This is a genomic window from Stenotrophomonas maltophilia, from assembly GCF_006974125.1.
GTDB classification, from domain to species: domain Bacteria; phylum Pseudomonadota; class Gammaproteobacteria; order Xanthomonadales; family Xanthomonadaceae; genus Stenotrophomonas; species Stenotrophomonas maltophilia_O.
This window is the reverse complement of the sequence record NZ_CP037858.1, coordinates 3,554,705-3,570,620: the sequence shown is the minus strand read 5'-3', so window position 1 is coordinate 3,570,620 and position 15,916 is coordinate 3,554,705. Positions and strand designations below refer to the sequence as shown.

Genomic DNA, 15,916 nt, shown 5'->3' with positions numbered 1-15,916 from the left:
CCTCTGTGGTGGGTCACTTCTTTGGTGGGTGCCGACCATTGGTCGGCACCGCCAGTTGGTACGGCACTCCAGTAGATCCACGCCACGCGTGGATGTGATCAACCGATGCTCGTGCGGTCGCGGCCGTCGCTCTTGGCGCGGTACAGCGCACGGTCGGCGCGCTGATACAGCAGCGCCGGGGTGCGGTCATCGGCATCCAGTTCCACCAGGCCTGCGCTGAAGGTCACGCGCAGGCCCGCCACGCCGGCCCAGTCGGGGTTGTCATGGAACAGGCCGCGCAGGCGCGCGCACAGCTGCGCGGCTTCTTCCAGGCGGGTGTCGTTGAGCAGCAGCGCGAACTCCTCGCCTCCGGTGCGCGCGGGCAGGTCCGAGTCGCGGCTGGCGGCGGCGATCAACCGCGCCACCTGCACCAGCACGGCGTCGCCGATGCTGTGGCTGTGGCGGTCGTTGACGTCCTTGAAGTGGTCGATATCCAGCACCACCAGGCACAGCGGGTGGCCACTGCGCTGCGAACGCGCGAAGTCGCGGGCCAGGGTTTCATCGAAGGCACGGCGGTTGGCCAGGCCGGTCAGCGCATCCTCGCGGGCCTGCCGTTCGAATGCCTCGGCCTGGCGTGCCAGGCGCTCGGCCAGTTCGGTCTTTTCCTGGTTCAGCGCCTGCAGGTGCACGGTCTTGGCCTGCAGGTCAAAGGTGGCTTCATCCACCCGCCGTGCCAGGCGCAGATTGCTGGCCTTCAGCTGCTGCAGCAGCAGGCGGTACAGCACAACCAGCCCGGCCAGCAGCAACAGCCCGCCCAGCAGCTGCACGCTGCGGCGCTGCCACCAGAACGGCTCCACCGTGAAGCTCCATACGGCTTCCTGCTGGCCCCAGGCCCCGCCTGGATGCGCCGCCGACACGTGCAGGGTGTAGTCACCCGGCGGCAGGCCGACGAACTCGACACTGCGCTGCGGGCCACGCTCGACCCAGCCCGCATCCAGGCCATCAAGCCGCGTGCGGTAGCGGATCCGGTCGGACATCAGGTAGCTCAGGCCCACATAGCTCACCGCCAGACGTCGGCCGCCGGGGATGTAGTTGCGATCAGGGCCTTCCCAATGCACGGGTGCGCCATCCACCTGCACGCTCTCGATCGCTGCCGGCGGTGATGGGCGCTCACGGAAGCGCTGCAGGCGCTGCGGGTCGACGGTGCTCAGGCCACCGGCGGTGACCACCCAGAACGTGCCGTCCTGGCGCAGGATCGCCGATGGTCCGGAGCTGCCGTTGGCCTGTGCGTTGGCCATGCCGTCGATCTCGTTGTAGCGCTCCACCACTACGCGCGGTGCGCGGCCATCGGCCACGGCGTTGAGGGTGGCCATGTCGGTGCGCAGCACGCCGCGGTTGCTGCTGATCCACACATTGCCCAGGCGGTCCGGCACCAGCTGGAACACCGCATCCACCGGCATGCCCTGCTCCAGGCCGACGCGTGCCAGCTTTCCGTCGCGCCAGCGGTACAGGCCGCGGTCGCTGCTGACCCACATCGCATCGCCCAGCTGATGGAAGCCGAACACGCTGCGCCCCCCGCCCATCGGTGCCAGGTCGATCGACTGCACGTGGTCGCCGCGCAGTACGCGGATTCCCTCGATGGTGCCGATCCACAGGTTGCCCTGATGATCGTGCTCGAGCGCGGTGATCAGGCCACTGGGCATGCCCACCATGTTTGATACCTGCACGCGGTCGCCATCGATGCGGACGACGCCCTTCTGCGTACCGGCCCAGACCACGCCCTGCGGGTCCACGCTGATCGCGCGGATGTTGCCGCCCGGCATGCCATCGGCGACGGCATAGTTGTGCTGCAGCCGGCCGTCGCGGCCAAGACGGTAAACGCCATCGCCGAACGTACCGACCCACAGGTCGCCGTCCGGCCCCTGCGCCAGGCTCAATACCGATGGCGCCTTGCCACCGCGGTTGTGCAGGGGAACCGCGCGGAAGCGGCCATCAGGCGTCTGCAGATCGAGGCCACTGGCACTGCCGACCCACAGCTGGCGGTCGCGGTCCTCCAGCACCGTGCGCACATAGTCGCCACTGAGGCCATCGCGCTCGGTGTAGCTGCTGAACAATGTTTCGCGCAGGCGGTACAGGCCACCGTTGGCCCCCACCCAGATGCTGCCTTCGGCATCCTCGCGCAGACTGACCACGCGCCCGCCTGGCAGGTTCAGGCCGGCCGGCAGTCGTTCCAGACCATGCGCCGAGATCCGCAGAAGGCCCTGGTTCTCGGTTCCCAGCCACAGGTCGCCGTGCCGGTCCTGCAGCATCGAGGTCATGTGCAGCTGTCCCGGCAACCGGTGCACAAGCACCAGCTGATCATCCTCCACGCGGTACAGGCGCTCGCCAGCGACGATCCACAGCGCGCCATCCGGAGCCCGGTACGGCCATGACAGGCCGGTGCCGGCCCCCAGGCCCCACGCGGCGGGCGCGCGCTTGAGCACGCCGTCGTTGTCGCGCAGCACCAGCCCGTCAAGCGTGCCGACCCACACCCGGTCCTGCGCATCGACCACCAGCTTGGTGAAGCTCATCGCCATCGGCAGGTCGGCGGCCGGGGCCTGGTAGACGATGCCGGTGTCCGGCGTCAGATAGCCGATGCCCTTGCCTTCATACAGCAGCCACAGGCGGCCCTGGCTGTCCATCTGCATGGACTGGATCAGTACCTGCGGGGTATCGGCCTGGTGCTCCCAGACACGCCACTGGCCGTCGTTGCCGCGGTGGCTGACGTTGCCGCGCGAATCACTGATCCACAATCCGCCCTGGCGGTCGACGAACAGCGCGCCGATGCCGTTGTCGCGCAGCCCCGGGCGGGTGCTGCGGTCGAACACGGTGAAATCGAGGCCGTTGTATCGCACCAGGCCTTCCCAGGTGGCGAACCACAGGTGGCCTTCGGGGGTCTGCGCGATGTCGCGCAGCGAGTTGTGTGGCAGGCCGTTGCGCGAGGTCCACACATCGATGGCGTAGTCGCGCAGTGGCGGTGCCCCCTCCTGCGCTGCCGCCGGCACTGCAAGGGCCAGCAGCAGCCACAGCAGGCCCTGTCGCAGCCATCGACCGATATCTGATCCGCAGCGCTCCGCCCAGCGCCCGATGTCCCCCTGTCCGGCCATCAGTGCAGCGGCGGCGGCCAGGCAGGGCTGCCGGGCCTGGCAGCATGCGGGAACTGCCGGGCAGCGCGGAACGGCATGCCGGCGGGAACGGGCTGGCTCATCGGGGGGAAACTGGGAAGATGCGCAGATGATAGGCCAAACCCGGCCCACGGCGTCACCATCGCCAGCCGCGAAGACTCAGCCCGCGCGCCCCGGCGGCGTCACCTGTGCACTGGCCGGCCACTGCACGACCGCCTCCAGTCCGCCTTCGGCGCGGTTGCGCAGCCACAGCCGCGCCCCATCCTTCTCGGCCAGCGCGCGCGCGATGGTCAGGCCCAGCCCGGCGCCACCGGTTTCCCGCGAACGCGAGGTTTCCACCCGCACGAACGGGTCGAACACGGCCTCCAGCTGATCTTCCGCCAGGCCCGGGCCATCGTCGGACACCATCGCCGTGATCGCGCCGCCGCTGCGCTCCACCCGCACGCGCACGCGGTGGGCATACATCACGGCGTTGTCCACCAGGTTGGAGAACAGCCGATGCATGGCCAGCGGGCGCAGCATCAGCACCGCACCGGTGCCGCCTTCAAAGACCACATCGGCACCGCCCTCGGCGGCGTCTTCCACGATGCTTTCCAGCAGTGAATCCAGATCCAGCGCGGCGCGCTGCTCGGCGCTCTCGGCGCTGCGGGCCAGCTCCAGGCCTTCGCGCACCAGTGCCTGCATCGCCGCCAGATCGCCGATCAGGCGTTCGCGCAGCACCTCGTCGCTGACGCTCTCCAGGCGCAGGCGCAGGCGGGTCAACGGGGTCTGCAGGTCATGGGTGATCGCCGCCAGCATCTGCGTGCGTTCGGCCAGGTGCCGCTGCAGGCGGTGCTGCATGGCATTGAAGGCCTCGGCGGCGCGCTGCACCTCGCGCGGCCCGCGCAATGGCAGTGGATCGCGCTGCAGATCGTCGCCGAGATCCTCGGCGGCGGCCGCCAGCTCCTGCAGCGGCGCGCTGGCCATGCGCGCGACGATGTAGGCCAGCACCGCGATGGCCAGCACCAGCAGGGTCAGGAACCACGGGTCCACGGCCAGAATGCCGTTGTGGGCCACCGCCGGCGAATCCAGCGCCAGCTTCAGCAGCGTACCGTCGTTGAGCGTCACATCGACCGCGCGGCACTTGGGCGGAATGAAGGCCGGATCGCGCTCGCGCGGATGCCGCCGGTGCCCCGGCGGCGGTGGCGGCAGCAGGTCCTGCAGCTTGGGAATGCAGGAACGGAACGAGGTGAAGTGCACATGCGCGCGCGACACCGGGCCGGGCCGGTCATCCAGGACTTCCATCAGTGCGGTATCCGCCCGCCCCAGGCGCGCGCCGGGCTGCAGCGCACGCACGCTGGGCCCGCCGACCTCGAGCAGGCGCTCGCGCAGTTCGGGATTGCCATCGAGCAGGTTGACGTAACCCTGCAGGCGGTCGGCAATGCGGTTCAGGTTCTGCCGCTCGAACTCCTGCTGGCGTTTGGAGGTGGCCAGCATGGTTGCGCCGATCGCAGCCACGCTCATGCCCAGCAGCAGGATGACGAACAACCGCCCGACCATCGAGGACAGGAAATGGCGCAGGCGCTTCATGACGGCTTATTCCAGGTTCACCGAGGAGGCCAGCACGTAGCCTTCGTTGCGCACGGTCTTGATCAGGCCATCCGGACCACCATCATCGCCCAGCTTGTTGCGCAGGCGGCTGACCTGCAGGTCGATCGCGCGGTCCTGCGCCTCGTAGTTGCGGCCACTGCTGAGCGCCACCAGCTGCTCGCGCGACAGCACCTTGTTGGCATGGGCGATGAACACCCGCAGCAGGCGGAACTCGGCGCCGGACAGCACCACCACGCGATCGTCCGGGTCCACCAGGTGGCGATGCTCCAGGTCGAACACCCAGCGCGAGAACCGCGCGCGGCGCACCGCCAGCGGCTCCAGGTTGGCCGGCAGCGCCTCGGTCCGGCGCAGTACGTTGCGGATGCGCGCCAGCAGCTCGCGCGGTTCGAACGGCTTGGCCAGATAGTCGTCGGCACCCATTTCCAGGCCCAGCACGCGATCGATCGGCTCGGCGCGCGCGGTCAGCATGATCACTGGCGTGTTCGAGCGCGCGCGCAGGTCGCGGCACAGGGTCAGGCCATCTTCGCGCGGCAGGTTGAGGTCGAGCACGATCAGGTCCACGTGCTCGCGGTCCAGCAGCTGGCGCATGGCGGTGCCATCGGCGGCCGTGCTCACCTGGTAGCCGGCACGGCCGAGCTGTTCGGCCAGCAGGGTGCGGATGTCGTTGTCGTCGTCGACGATCAGCAGTCGATGCATCGTGTTTTCAGTCTCCATGTCGCGATCATCCCGTGTCGGCAGCTGAACCGCATCCGGGGCAATGCGTACCAGTGTATCCAGCCGCGGGCGGGATACCCGTGGTTACGCGTATTCACCGACAGTGTTACATAGAGACATACCCCGAGGATTGAGCGGCCCATCGCCCGGTCTTCACAATGCCCGCCAACGCCGCCCGTGCGGCCCCGAGAGTGAAGCCACGACGTGACGTTCCGCCTGTTGCCCGCGACCCGCCGGGGTCGCCTGATACTGATCGCCCTGCTTGCCCTGATTGTTGCCGTGGCCGCCTGGTGGCTGCTGCGCAGGCCCGCCGCCCCGGCCGTAGCGACCACGCCGGTCAGCCGCGGCGACATCGAGCAGACCGTGGACGCCACCGGCGTGATCGACGCCTACAAGCTGGTCAGCGTCGGTGCGCAGGCCTCCGGCCAGATCAAGTCGCTGAAGGTGCAGCTGGGCGACACGGTGAAGGAAGGCGACCTGATCGCCGAGATCGACGCCACCACCCAGCAGAACCAGGTGCTCAACGCGCAGGCCTCGCTGGACCAGGTCACCGCCCAGCGCGCCGTGCAGCAGGCCACCCTGCGCCAGGCCGAACTGGAGTTCGCGCGCCAGCAGCAGATGCTGGCCGCCGAGGCCACCTCGCGCCAGGAATTCGATGCCGCTGAGGCGCAGCTGAAGACCGCCCGCGCCCAGCTGCAGTCCTACGAGGCGCAGATCAAGGGCCGCGAAACCGAGCTGGGCACCGCCCGCGCCAACCTGGCCTACACCCGCATCACCGCGCCGATGGATGGCACGGTGGTCGCGGTGGTGGCCGAGGAAGGCCGCACCGTGAACGCCAACCAGACCGCGCCCACCATCGTGATGCTGGCGCGGCTGGACGTGGTCACGGTCAACGCCGAGATCTCCGAGGCCGACGTGGTCAAGATCAAGGCCGGCATGCCGGTGTACTTCACCACGCTGGGCGACCCGGACCGCAAGTACCACGCCACTCTGCGCCAGATCAATCCGGCGCCGGCCTCGATCGCCAACGAGAATTCGTCCAGCTCCAGCAGTTCGTCCAGCTCCAGTTCCAGCAGCGCGGTCTACTACAACGCGCTGTTCGACGTGGAAAACCCGGACGGCACGCTGCGCATCGACATGACCGCGCAGGTCTCGGTACTGCTCAAGCAGGCCAAGGGCGTGCTGATGGTGCCAGCGGTGGCGCTGGGGCCGAAGCGTCGTGGCGATGAGCGCATGGTGCGGGTGCTGGACGACAAGGGCCAGCCGCAGCCGCGCAAGGTCACCGTCGGCATCAACAACGGCGCCTCGGCCGAGATCCTGTCCGGGCTGAAGGAAGGCGAGCGCGTGGTGGTCGGCGAGGCCAATGCGGCTGCGGCCGGTGCCGGTGGCGGGACCCGTGGCGGCATGCAGATGCGGGTCGGCGGCCCGGGCATGGGTCCGCGCCGATGAGCACGACGGCGCCGCTGCTGCGCCTGCGCGACCTGCGACGCGAATTCCCGGCCGGCGACGATGTGATCGCCGTGCTGCGTGACGTCAACCTCGACATCCACGCCGGTGAGATGGTGGCGATTGTCGGCCAGTCCGGCTCGGGCAAGTCGACGCTGATGAACATCCTCGGCTGCCTCGACCGCCCTACCCGCGGCAGCTACCAGGTGGCCGGCCGCGAAACCGGCAGGATGGAGCCGGACGAACTGGCTGAACTGCGCCGTGAGCATTTCGGCTTCATCTTCCAGCGCTACCACCTGCTGGGCGACCTGGACGCGCGTGGCAACGTGGAAGTACCCGCGGTGTATGCCGGCAGCCCTGGCCCGGTGCGCAACGCGCGCGCCGAGCAGCTGCTGCAGCGGCTTGGCCTGGGCGATCGCATGCACCACAAGCCGGGCCAGTTGTCCGGCGGCCAGCAGCAGCGCGTCTCGATCGCGCGTGCGCTGATGAACGGCGGCGAGGTGATCCTGGCCGATGAGCCCACCGGTGCGCTCGACACGAAATCCGGCGAGGAAGTGATGGCGATCCTCGGCGAACTGCATGCCGAAGGCCACACCATCATCATCGTCACCCACGACATGAGCGTGGCCCAGCACGCGCAGCGCATCATCGAGATCCGCGATGGCGAGATCATCGCCGACCGCGCCAACCCGGAGGCGCCGACCTACCGTGCGCAGCGCGAAGCCAGCACCGGCGTTGCCCACGGCAACAGCTGGCGGGCGGCCCGGGATCGTTTCACCGAGGCCTTCCGCATGGCCCTGCTGGCCATGAACGCGCATCGGCTGCGTACCTTCCTGACCATGCTCGGCATCATCATCGGCATCGCCTCGGTGGTGTCGGTAGTGGCGCTGGGCAATGGCTCGCAGCAGCAGATCCTGCAGAACATCAGTGCGCTGGGCACCAACACCATCGACGTCTACCCCGGCCGCGGCTTCGGCGACATGCGCTCAGCCCGCGTGCAGACACTCAAGGCCAGCGATGCCGATGCGCTGGCCAAGCAGAGCTATGTGGACAGCGCCACCCCCAGCGTGTCGACCTCGGTCACCGCGCGCTACCGCAACCAGTCGTCCACCGCGCAGGTCAGCGGTGTCGGCGAGCAGTTCTTCCGGGTCAAGGGCGTGACCCTGCTCAGTGGCAGCTTCTTCGACAGTGACGCAGTGAAGGGCCTCGGCCAGGTGGCGGTGATCGACGAGAACACCCAGATCCAGTTCTTCCCCGATGTCGATCCGGTCGGCAAGGTGATCCTGCTCGGCAACGTGCCGGCACGCGTGGTTGGCGTGGCCAAGCGCCAGAGCTTCGGCTTTGGTGGCAGCACCAGCCTCAGCGTATGGGTGCCGTACACCACGGTGATGTCGCGCATGCTCGGCCAGAGCCACGTCTCCAGCATTACCGTGCGCGTGGACGACAGCACGCCGATGGATGCGGCACAGGAAGCGATCACCCGCCTGCTGACCCTGCGCCATGGCACCGAGGATTTCTTCCTCAGCAACAGCGCCGAGATCCGCGAAACCATCGAGCAGACCACGCGTACGATGACCCTGCTGATCGGCGCCATTGCCGCCATCGCGCTGCTGGTCGGCGGTATCGGCGTGATGAACATCATGCTGGTGTCGGTGACCGAGCGTACGCGCGAGATCGGTGTGCGCATGGCCGTGGGCGCGCGGCAGAGTGATATCCGCCAGCAGTTCCTGATCGAAGCGGTGCTGGTGTGCCTGCTCGGCGGCGTGCTCGGCATTGGCCTGGCCCTGCTGCTGGGCTCGATGATCGGCCGCTTCGCCAGTGACTTCCAGGTGCTGTTCTCCACCGCCTCGATTGTTGCCGCATTCGCTTGCTCGACGCTGATCGGCGTGGCGTTCGGCTTCCTGCCCGCGCGCAATGCCGCGCAGCTCGACCCGGTGGAGGCCCTGGCCCGCGAATGAAGATGATGACCCGACTACCCTTCCCTGCTCCCTCGCGCCTGCTGCTGGCCGGCGCCGTCCTGCTCGCGCTGTCCGGTTGTGCGTCGGTCGGCCGCTATCCCGTGCACGACCCCGATGTGGCGGCCACCTACGGGCGTGGTGATGCCACGCTCAATGCACCGGCCGACGACCCGCGCAGCAGCCTGGATACCCCCGGCCGCGACATTCGCCAGGACAGCTGGTGGACCGGCTTCGGCGATGAGCGGCTGGACCGCCTGGTAGCGCAGGCATTGGCCGCCAACAGCGACCTCGCTGCCGCCGGCCTGGCCGTGCAACGCTCGCGCCTGCAGGCCGGGCTGGCCAGCAACGCGCTGTGGCCACAGCCTTCGTCGTCCGGCATCAGCGGCAATACCAGCCGCGCCACCGACCAGGCCGACGACTGGCGCCGCAGTTATTCCACCGGCATCTCGCTGGGCTGGGAGGTCGATCTGTGGGGCCGCCTGCGCACCCAGCGTGACATCGCCCGCTGGGAAGCCGAGGCCAGCGAGGAAGACCGGCAGAACACCGCGCTGCTTGTGATCGGCGACACCATCACCCAGTACTGGAACCTGGCCTACCTCAATCAGTCGATCGCCACCGGCCAGGCCAACCTAGAGCGCCTGGAGCGCACCCGCGAACTGGTGCAGGCCCGCTTCGAGGCCGGCGCGGTATCGCGCCTGGAAGTTCGCCAGGCATTGCAGAACCTGCAGTCGCAGCGCTCGGCGCAGAGCGCGCTGGAACAGCAGCGGGTGGAGGTGCGCAACGCCCTGACTGTGCTGCTGGACGGCACGCCGTGGCCGCAGCAGGACGAACCGCAGGACCTGCTGGGCGCACACAGCCCGGGCATCAGCGAAGGCCTGCCGAGCGACCTGCTCGGCCGCCGTCCCGACCTGCGCGCGGCCGAACTGCGCCTGCGCAACAGCCTGAAGACCATCAAGGTGACCGCCACCCAGTACTACCCGGCCCTGAGCCTGACCGGCAGCCTCGGCTCCAGTGCGACCTCGCTGGGGGATGTGCTGCGCAACCCGGTGGCCACGCTGGGCGCGGGCCTGTCGCTGCCGTTCCTCAACCTGCAGCGCGCGCAGCTGGATACCGATATCGCCGGCACCGCCTACCAGATCGCCGCCACCAACTTCCGCAAGACGCTTTACACCGCGCTCTCGGAAGTGGACAACGCGCTGTCGGCCCGCGAGCAGCTGGTGCGCCAGGTAGCCGCCTCGCAGGCGTCGTATGACGAGGCGGTGGAAGTGGAGCGCGCACAGGAAGTGCGTTACCGCGTGGGTGCCACCGATCTGCGGACCTGGCTGGAAGCGCAGCAGACCCGGCGCGACGCCGAGCTGTCGCTGGCACGCGTGCGCCAGGGGCAGCTGAACAACGACGTCACCCTGTTCAAGGCGCTGGGCGGCAGCGCGGGGTAAGGCGATGCGGGGCTGCGCCCCGCACCCGCCGAAGCGACGGCAACGGCAACGGCAACGTCAACGTCAAAAGCTGGCTTCCTGTGGGACGGCGAGGCGGGTCCGGTGGCAGGGGACGCCGTGAACCCGTCCATGGGGGCTTGGTCGCCGCATCCATGCGGCTCACACCCCTGCCACCGGCCCCACCCCGCCCTCGACCGTCTCCGCGAGCTGTCGGAATCTGCTGCTGATGCTTGGTGCCGGCCGTTGGTCGGCACGGGCCCTGATCCGGTTCTGCTCTGGTAGGTGTCGACCTTGGTCGACACGATCCTTCCGATCAAAAAAATGGGTCAGATCCCTTCTCCCGTAGGAGAGGGATCTGACCCCGATCACGTCGCGCCAGCCGATCAACCGCGCTGTCGCACGGCCTCGAACAGGCTGACGCCGGCGGCGACGGACACGTTCAGGCTCTCGATCTCGCCCGGCATCGGGATCTTGACCAGGCCATCGCAGTTTTCGCGGGTCAGACGGCGCAGGCCATCGGCCTCGCCACCCAGCACCAGCGCGATGTTGCCCTTCAGGTCCAGCTGGTACAGCGAGGCGGTCGCTTCACCGGCCAGGCCATAGATCCAGACGCCCTGCTTCTGCAGGTCCTTCAGGCAGCGCGACAGGTTGGTCACCGCTACCACCGGGATCAGATCGGCGGCACCGGCCGAGGTCTTGCGCACGGTGGCATTGACCGTGGCCGACTTGTCCTTGGGAATGATCACTGCGGTCGCACCGGCCGCAGCGGCCGAGCGCAGGCAGGCGCCGAGGTTGTGCGGGTCCTGTACCTCATCCAGCACCAGCAGCAGGGCCTTGCCCTCGGCTGCAGTGACCAGGCCTTCCAGCTCGTTCTCGCTGTAGGTACGGGCGGCGGCATAGCGCGCGGCCACGCCCTGGTGGCGCACCGAACCGCCCACGCCATCCAGCGCCTGGCTGTTCACCTTGCGCACGTCAATGCCCTTGCGGCGCGCGTTTTCCTCGATCTCGGTCAGGCGCGGGTTCTTCGCACCGGCCTCGACCAGCACTTCGCGGACGTTCTCGGCGTCGTTCTCGATGGAGGAGGCGACGGCGTTGACGCCGACGATCCACTGGCTGTTCTTGCTCATGCGGGCGGGGACCGGAAAGGGGGTGGCTATGGTAGAGCATCGGCGACAACCGCGCTTCGCGCTCGCCGGGCATGGCCCGGCGCTACCGGCCGTTCACCCTTCGGCTGAACGGCTGCGCGGCGGCCAGTGCGGGGTGTCGTGGTCGGGGTGCTGGTGGGACACGATCGTGGCCAGGAAGTCCAGGGCAGCGATGTCCTCCTCGGTACGGCGCGCCGGCAGGCTGGCCAGGCTGTCGGCGAAGGGCAGCTTGCGCTCGACTCCGTACTGGATCGTCGGCGGCAGGCGTTCGGGTTCGTCAAACGCGCCAGCAGCCACCGCCACGCCATCGGGCGCCTCGTAGGTCAATGGCGTGCCACAGTCGGCGCAGAAGCCGCGCCGCACCACGTTGGACGACTGGAAATAGCGCGGCTGGCCGCGGGTCCAGCTGAACTGCACGCCGCGCACCGACACCAGTGGCGCGTAATAGGCACCGAAGGCCTTCTGGCACATCCGGCAGTGGCAGATCGAGCTGTCGGTCAGCGCGCCACGCGCCTGGAAGCGGATCGCGCCGCACTGGCAACCGCCGCTGTATTCGGGTTGGCCCTGCATGCGATGTCTCCTGGTAGTGCCGGCCGCTGGCCGGCAACACGTCGGTGCCGAGGGTGCCATGGATGCCGGCCAGCGGCCGGCACTACCACGGTCATCAATACTTCTCTTTCTTCCGCTTGGCCGGCTTGCCACGCTCGGGCAGCGGCGGCAGGTCATCGCCTTCGTCCTCGCCCTTGTGTTCGACCAGGCGGAAGTCGATCTTGCGCTCTTCCATGCTGGCCTTCAGCACCAGGATGCGCACGCGGTCGCCCAGCCGGTAGCTGCTGCCACGGCGTTCGCCGGTCAGCGTCTTGCGGGTGGCGTCGAACTTGTAATAGTCCTGCGGCAGCTGGGTCACGTGCACCAGGCCCTGCACCTTCGACTCGTCCAGTTCGACGAACAGGCCGAAGCTGGTCACGCCGCTGATCACGCCGTCGAACTGCCCGCCCACGTGCTTTTCCATCCACGCGGCGCGGTAGCGCTCGTCCACCTCGCGCTCGGCCTCGTCGGCCCGACGCTCGCGCTCGGAACACTGCAGCGCCAGCGCAGCCATTTCGCGGGCGTTGTAGGTGAACTTGTCCAGCGGCTTGCCGGACAGCGCGTGCTTGATCGCGCGGTGCACCAGCAGGTCGGGATAGCGGCGGATCGGCGAGGTGAAGTGCGCGTACGCCTCCAGTGCCAGGCCGAAGTGACCGTGGTTTTCCGGGCTGTAGATCGCCAGGCTCTGGCTGCGCAGCAGCACCGATTCCAGCAGCGTGGCATCGGGGCGGTCACGGATCTTCTTCAACAGCTTGGTGTAATCGCCCGGGCGCACCTTCGACCACGGCGGCAGGCTCAGCTTGAACTCCTTGAGGAATTCCAGCAGGTCGGCGTACTTGGTTTCCGGCGGCTTCTCGTGGATGCGGTACGGGGCCGGCACGTGGCGCGACAGCAGGTACTTCGCCGCCTCGACGTTGGCCGCGATCATGCATTCCTCGATCAGCTTGTGCGCATCGTTGCGCACCAGCATGCCGGCCTGGGTGACTTCACCGCGGTTGTCCAGCACGAAGCGCACTTCGCTGCTTTCGAACTCGATGGCACCCCGCTTGGCGCGTGCCTTGGACAGCACCTTGTACAGCTGGTGCAGGCGCTGCACCTGCGGCAGCAGGTCACCCATCCAGGCCTTGGTATCGGCATCGTCCTCGCCCACCGCCTTCCACACCTGGGTGTAGGTCAAGCGCGCGTGCGAGTTCATCACCGCTTCGTAGAAGCGGGAATGCGTGACCAGGCCGTCGCGGTCGATCTGCATGTCGCAGACGAAGCACATGCGGTCGACCTTCGGCATCAGCGAGCAGATGCCGTTGGACAGCGTCTCCGGCAGCATCGGCACCACGAAGCCCGGGAAGTACACCGAGGTGGCGCGCTTCTGTGCTTCCTCGTCCAGCGGCGTGCCCGGACGAACGTAGCTGGAGACATCGGCAATCGCCACCACCAGGCGGAAACCATCGGCATTCGGCTCGCAGTACACCGCGTCGTCGAAGTCCTTGGCATCCTCGCCATCGATGGTGACCAACGGTGTGCTGCGCAGATCAACGCGGTCGCCGATCATCGCCGGCTCGACCACCAGCGGCACCGAGGCCGCTTCGTCCAGCACTTCCTGCGGGAACTCGAACGGCAGTTCATGGCCGTGGATAGCGGTTTCCACCACCAGCGAGGCGGTCAGCTTGTCACCGAGCACGGCGATGATGCGGCCGATCGGCGGGCGGCGGCTGTCCGGCGCCTGGGTCAGCTCGCAGACCACCAGCTGGCCGTCGCGCGCGCCACCGGTCTGGTCCGGCGGCACCTGCACGTTGCGCTGCACGCGCTTGTCGTCGGGCACCACGTAATTGATGCCCATCTCGATGCTGAAGCGACCGATCAGGCGGGTCATGCCGCGTTCGAGCACGCGGGCGATGCTGCCTTCGCGACGGCCACGGTGGTCGATGCCAGTCACGCGGGCCAGCACCTTGTCGCCGTGCATCACCTTGCGCATTTCATACGGCGGCAGGAACAGATCGTCGCCACCCTCGACCGGGCGCAGGAAGCCGAACCCTTCCGGGTTGGCGATCACCACGCCGGTCACCAGGTTCAGGGTCTGGATCGGGGCGAAGCCGCCACGGCGGTTCTGCACCAGCTGGCCATCACGGACCATGGCGCCGAGCCGGCGCGACAGCGCCTCGGCACGGTCCGGTGCGGTCAGTCCCAGGCGTGCGCCCAGTTCCTCGGCGGTCTGCGGCCCTTCGCAGCGCTCCAGCAGGGCCAGGATGGCCTCGCGGCTGGCGATGGGTTGTTCGTATTTCTCCGCTTCGCGCGCGGCGTAGGGATCGTCGATCACCTTGCCGGTCGGCGGCAGCTTGCGGCCCGGGGCCGGGCCCGGTGCGTCGCTACTGCGGACCTTGCGGCCACGCGGTGGTGCGCCGCCTTCATTCAATTCAGGGAACCAGCCCGGCAACGGCTTGCCCGGCTTGGTGGCGCGGGCTGTGCCCGCCTTGGCGCCCTTCTTCGGGGCCTGGCTGCGGGAGGTGCTCCCGCCCTTGCTTGGTTTTTTGGTAGTCATCGCCCTACATGGTAGCCGTTGACGGCGTGCAGAACGGGTCAGCGGCCGTCTTGAAGGCCTTGCGTGAAAAATGTTCAGGAAGTCGTTGACAGCCTGCGGATTCATCTTCACAATTGCGCCTCTGGAACGCCCAGGTGGCGGAATTGGTAGACGCACTAGTTTCAGGTACTAGCGGGTAAAACCGTGGAGGTTCGAGTCCTCTCCTGGGCACCAACGAAAAAACTCCTCGCTTCGGCGGGGATTTTTTTTGCCTGTAATCCAGCAATGGGGTCGGATCTCTTTCCAAAGGAAAGGGCCCTGACCCCAAGCAGGTTGGATGGGGTCGGAGCCCGTTCCGCACGCGAAACGGAATCAGACCCCGGATCCAGAAAAAGTGTTGACACCTCCATAACAACACCCCATAATCTCGCTCCTCGACGCCCAGGTGGCGGAATTGGTAGACGCACTAGTTTCAGGTACTAGCGGGTAAAACCGTGGAGGTTCGAGTCCTCTCCTGGGCACCACGTCGAGAATGAGAAAAGCCCGCGAAAGCGGGTTTTTTCATGGCCGGAATCCAGCATCAGAACAGCGGCCGCAGCACCAGCTCCAGCCCGAGCAGCAGCAGGAACCCAAGGAAACAGGCACGGAACACCCGGGCACTGATCCGCTGCCGGATCACCTGCCCCAGCCACATGCCCAGCAATGCCGGCAGCACCGCCAGCGCACTCAGCCCCAGCTGCTGGATGCCGAATGCGCCGTGCAGCACCAGGCCGGTGGTCAGCGAAATCGTCGACACGGTGAAGGCCAGCCCCAGCGCCTGCACCAGCTCCTCGCGCTGCAACCCCAGCGACTGCAGGTACGGCACCGCCGGCATCACGAACACGCCGGTGGCGCCGGTCACCACGCCCGACAACGCGCCCACCAGCGGCCCCAGCCAACGCTCGCGCCGCTGCGGCACGCGGAACACCGGCGCAAGCAGGGCATAGGCCGCATAGACCACCAGCGCTACGCCCAGTGCAACGCGCGACCAGGTGCGATCCACCCGTACCAGCAGCGCGGCCGAACCCAGCGTCACCACCACCACCGCCAGCATCATCGGCCACAGGCGCCGCACGATGTGGCCCAGCGATGGCCCGGACAACAGCTGCCATGCATTGGTGACAAAGGTGGGGATGAACAGCATCGATGCCGCCGCCACCGGCGACAGCGTACTGCCGAGCAACCCCATCGCCACGGTCGGCAAGCCCATGCCGGTTACGCCCTTGACCACGCCGGCCAGCACGAACACCACTACCAGCAGCACGTAGAAGTACATCGATTCATTCATGCCTTCATTGGATCGACCGACCACCCGGCGCACAATGCGGTCTTCCCGGCCACG

At 67.9% G+C, this 15,916-nt stretch carries 10 protein-coding genes and 2 tRNA genes; 5 read left to right on the top strand and 7 right to left on the bottom strand.

The window, feature by feature from the left end; all coding sequences use genetic code 11:
- Window positions 1-98: 98 nt before the first annotated feature.
- The 3 genes from EZ304_RS16320 to EZ304_RS16310 form a co-directional block, all read right to left on the bottom strand.
- Window positions 99-3,125, bottom strand: a complete 3,027-nt coding sequence (locus EZ304_RS16320) for a ligand-binding sensor domain-containing diguanylate cyclase (protein WP_142807615.1) — start codon at window positions 3,123-3,125, stop codon at window positions 99-101.
- Window positions 3,126-3,302: 177 nt separating this feature from the next.
- A complete protein-coding gene (locus tag EZ304_RS16315; protein ID WP_142807614.1) occupies window positions 3,303-4,712 on the bottom strand; it encodes an ATP-binding protein in 1,410 nt (469 codons plus the stop codon).
- A 6-nt stretch (window positions 4,713-4,718) separates the two neighbouring features.
- Window positions 4,719-5,447 (bottom strand): response regulator, encoded by a 729-nt coding sequence (locus EZ304_RS16310; protein WP_005408779.1) that lies wholly within the window; start codon window positions 5,445-5,447, stop codon window positions 4,719-4,721.
- 204 nt (window positions 5,448-5,651) lie between these two features.
- On the opposite strand from EZ304_RS16310, the gene EZ304_RS16305 reads away from it, so the two are divergent.
- The 3 genes from EZ304_RS16305 to EZ304_RS16295 are packed head-to-tail and all read left to right on the top strand — an operon-like array spanning window position 5,652 to window position 10,287.
- Window positions 5,652-6,896 carry an efflux RND transporter periplasmic adaptor subunit gene (locus tag EZ304_RS16305; protein ID WP_099551948.1) on the top strand — a complete coding sequence of 415 codons (1,245 nt, stop codon included), beginning with the start codon at window positions 5,652-5,654 and terminating at the stop codon, window positions 6,894-6,896.
- A complete protein-coding gene (locus EZ304_RS16300) occupies window positions 6,893-8,851 on the top strand; it encodes a MacB family efflux pump subunit (RefSeq protein ID WP_142807613.1) in 1,959 nt (652 codons plus the stop codon). The genes EZ304_RS16305 and EZ304_RS16300 overlap by 4 nt, the downstream gene beginning before the upstream one ends.
- A complete protein-coding gene (locus EZ304_RS16295; RefSeq protein ID WP_142807612.1) occupies window positions 8,848-10,287 on the top strand; it encodes a TolC family protein in 1,440 nt (479 codons plus the stop codon). The genes EZ304_RS16300 and EZ304_RS16295 overlap by 4 nt, the downstream gene beginning before the upstream one ends.
- Window positions 10,288-10,670: 383 nt before the next feature.
- On the opposite strand, the gene rlmB is transcribed toward EZ304_RS16295, so the two are convergent.
- From rlmB to rnr, 3 genes are all read right to left on the bottom strand, one after another.
- Window positions 10,671-11,414: a 23S rRNA (guanosine(2251)-2'-O)-methyltransferase RlmB gene (gene rlmB / locus EZ304_RS16290; protein WP_005408775.1), complete on the bottom strand. Its 744-nt coding sequence runs from the start codon at window positions 11,412-11,414 to the stop codon at window positions 10,671-10,673.
- A gap of 93 nt (window positions 11,415-11,507) precedes the next feature.
- On the bottom strand, window positions 11,508-12,002 hold the full coding sequence (locus EZ304_RS16285) for a GFA family protein (RefSeq protein ID WP_142807611.1): 495 nt from the start codon (window positions 12,000-12,002) through the stop codon (window positions 11,508-11,510).
- Between the two features lie 94 nt (window positions 12,003-12,096).
- Window positions 12,097-14,430 carry a ribonuclease R gene (gene rnr, locus EZ304_RS16280; protein WP_428999718.1) on the bottom strand — a complete coding sequence of 778 codons (2,334 nt, stop codon included), beginning with the start codon at window positions 14,428-14,430 and terminating at the stop codon, window positions 12,097-12,099.
- A gap of 254 nt (window positions 14,431-14,684) precedes the next feature.
- Here rnr and EZ304_RS16275 point away from each other — a divergent pair.
- Together EZ304_RS16275 and EZ304_RS16270 are read left to right on the top strand one after the other, a co-directional pair.
- Window positions 14,685-14,769: transfer RNA gene (locus EZ304_RS16275), tRNA-Leu, on the top strand.
- Window positions 14,770-14,974: 205 nt separating this feature from the next.
- A tRNA-Leu gene (locus EZ304_RS16270) sits at window positions 14,975-15,059 on the top strand.
- A 56-nt stretch (window positions 15,060-15,115) separates the two neighbouring features.
- Here the strand turns inward: EZ304_RS16270 and EZ304_RS16265 are convergent.
- Window positions 15,116-15,862 (bottom strand): sulfite exporter TauE/SafE family protein, encoded by a 747-nt coding sequence (locus tag EZ304_RS16265; protein ID WP_099551087.1) that lies wholly within the window; start codon window positions 15,860-15,862, stop codon window positions 15,116-15,118.
- Window positions 15,863-15,916: the final 54 nt, after the last annotated feature.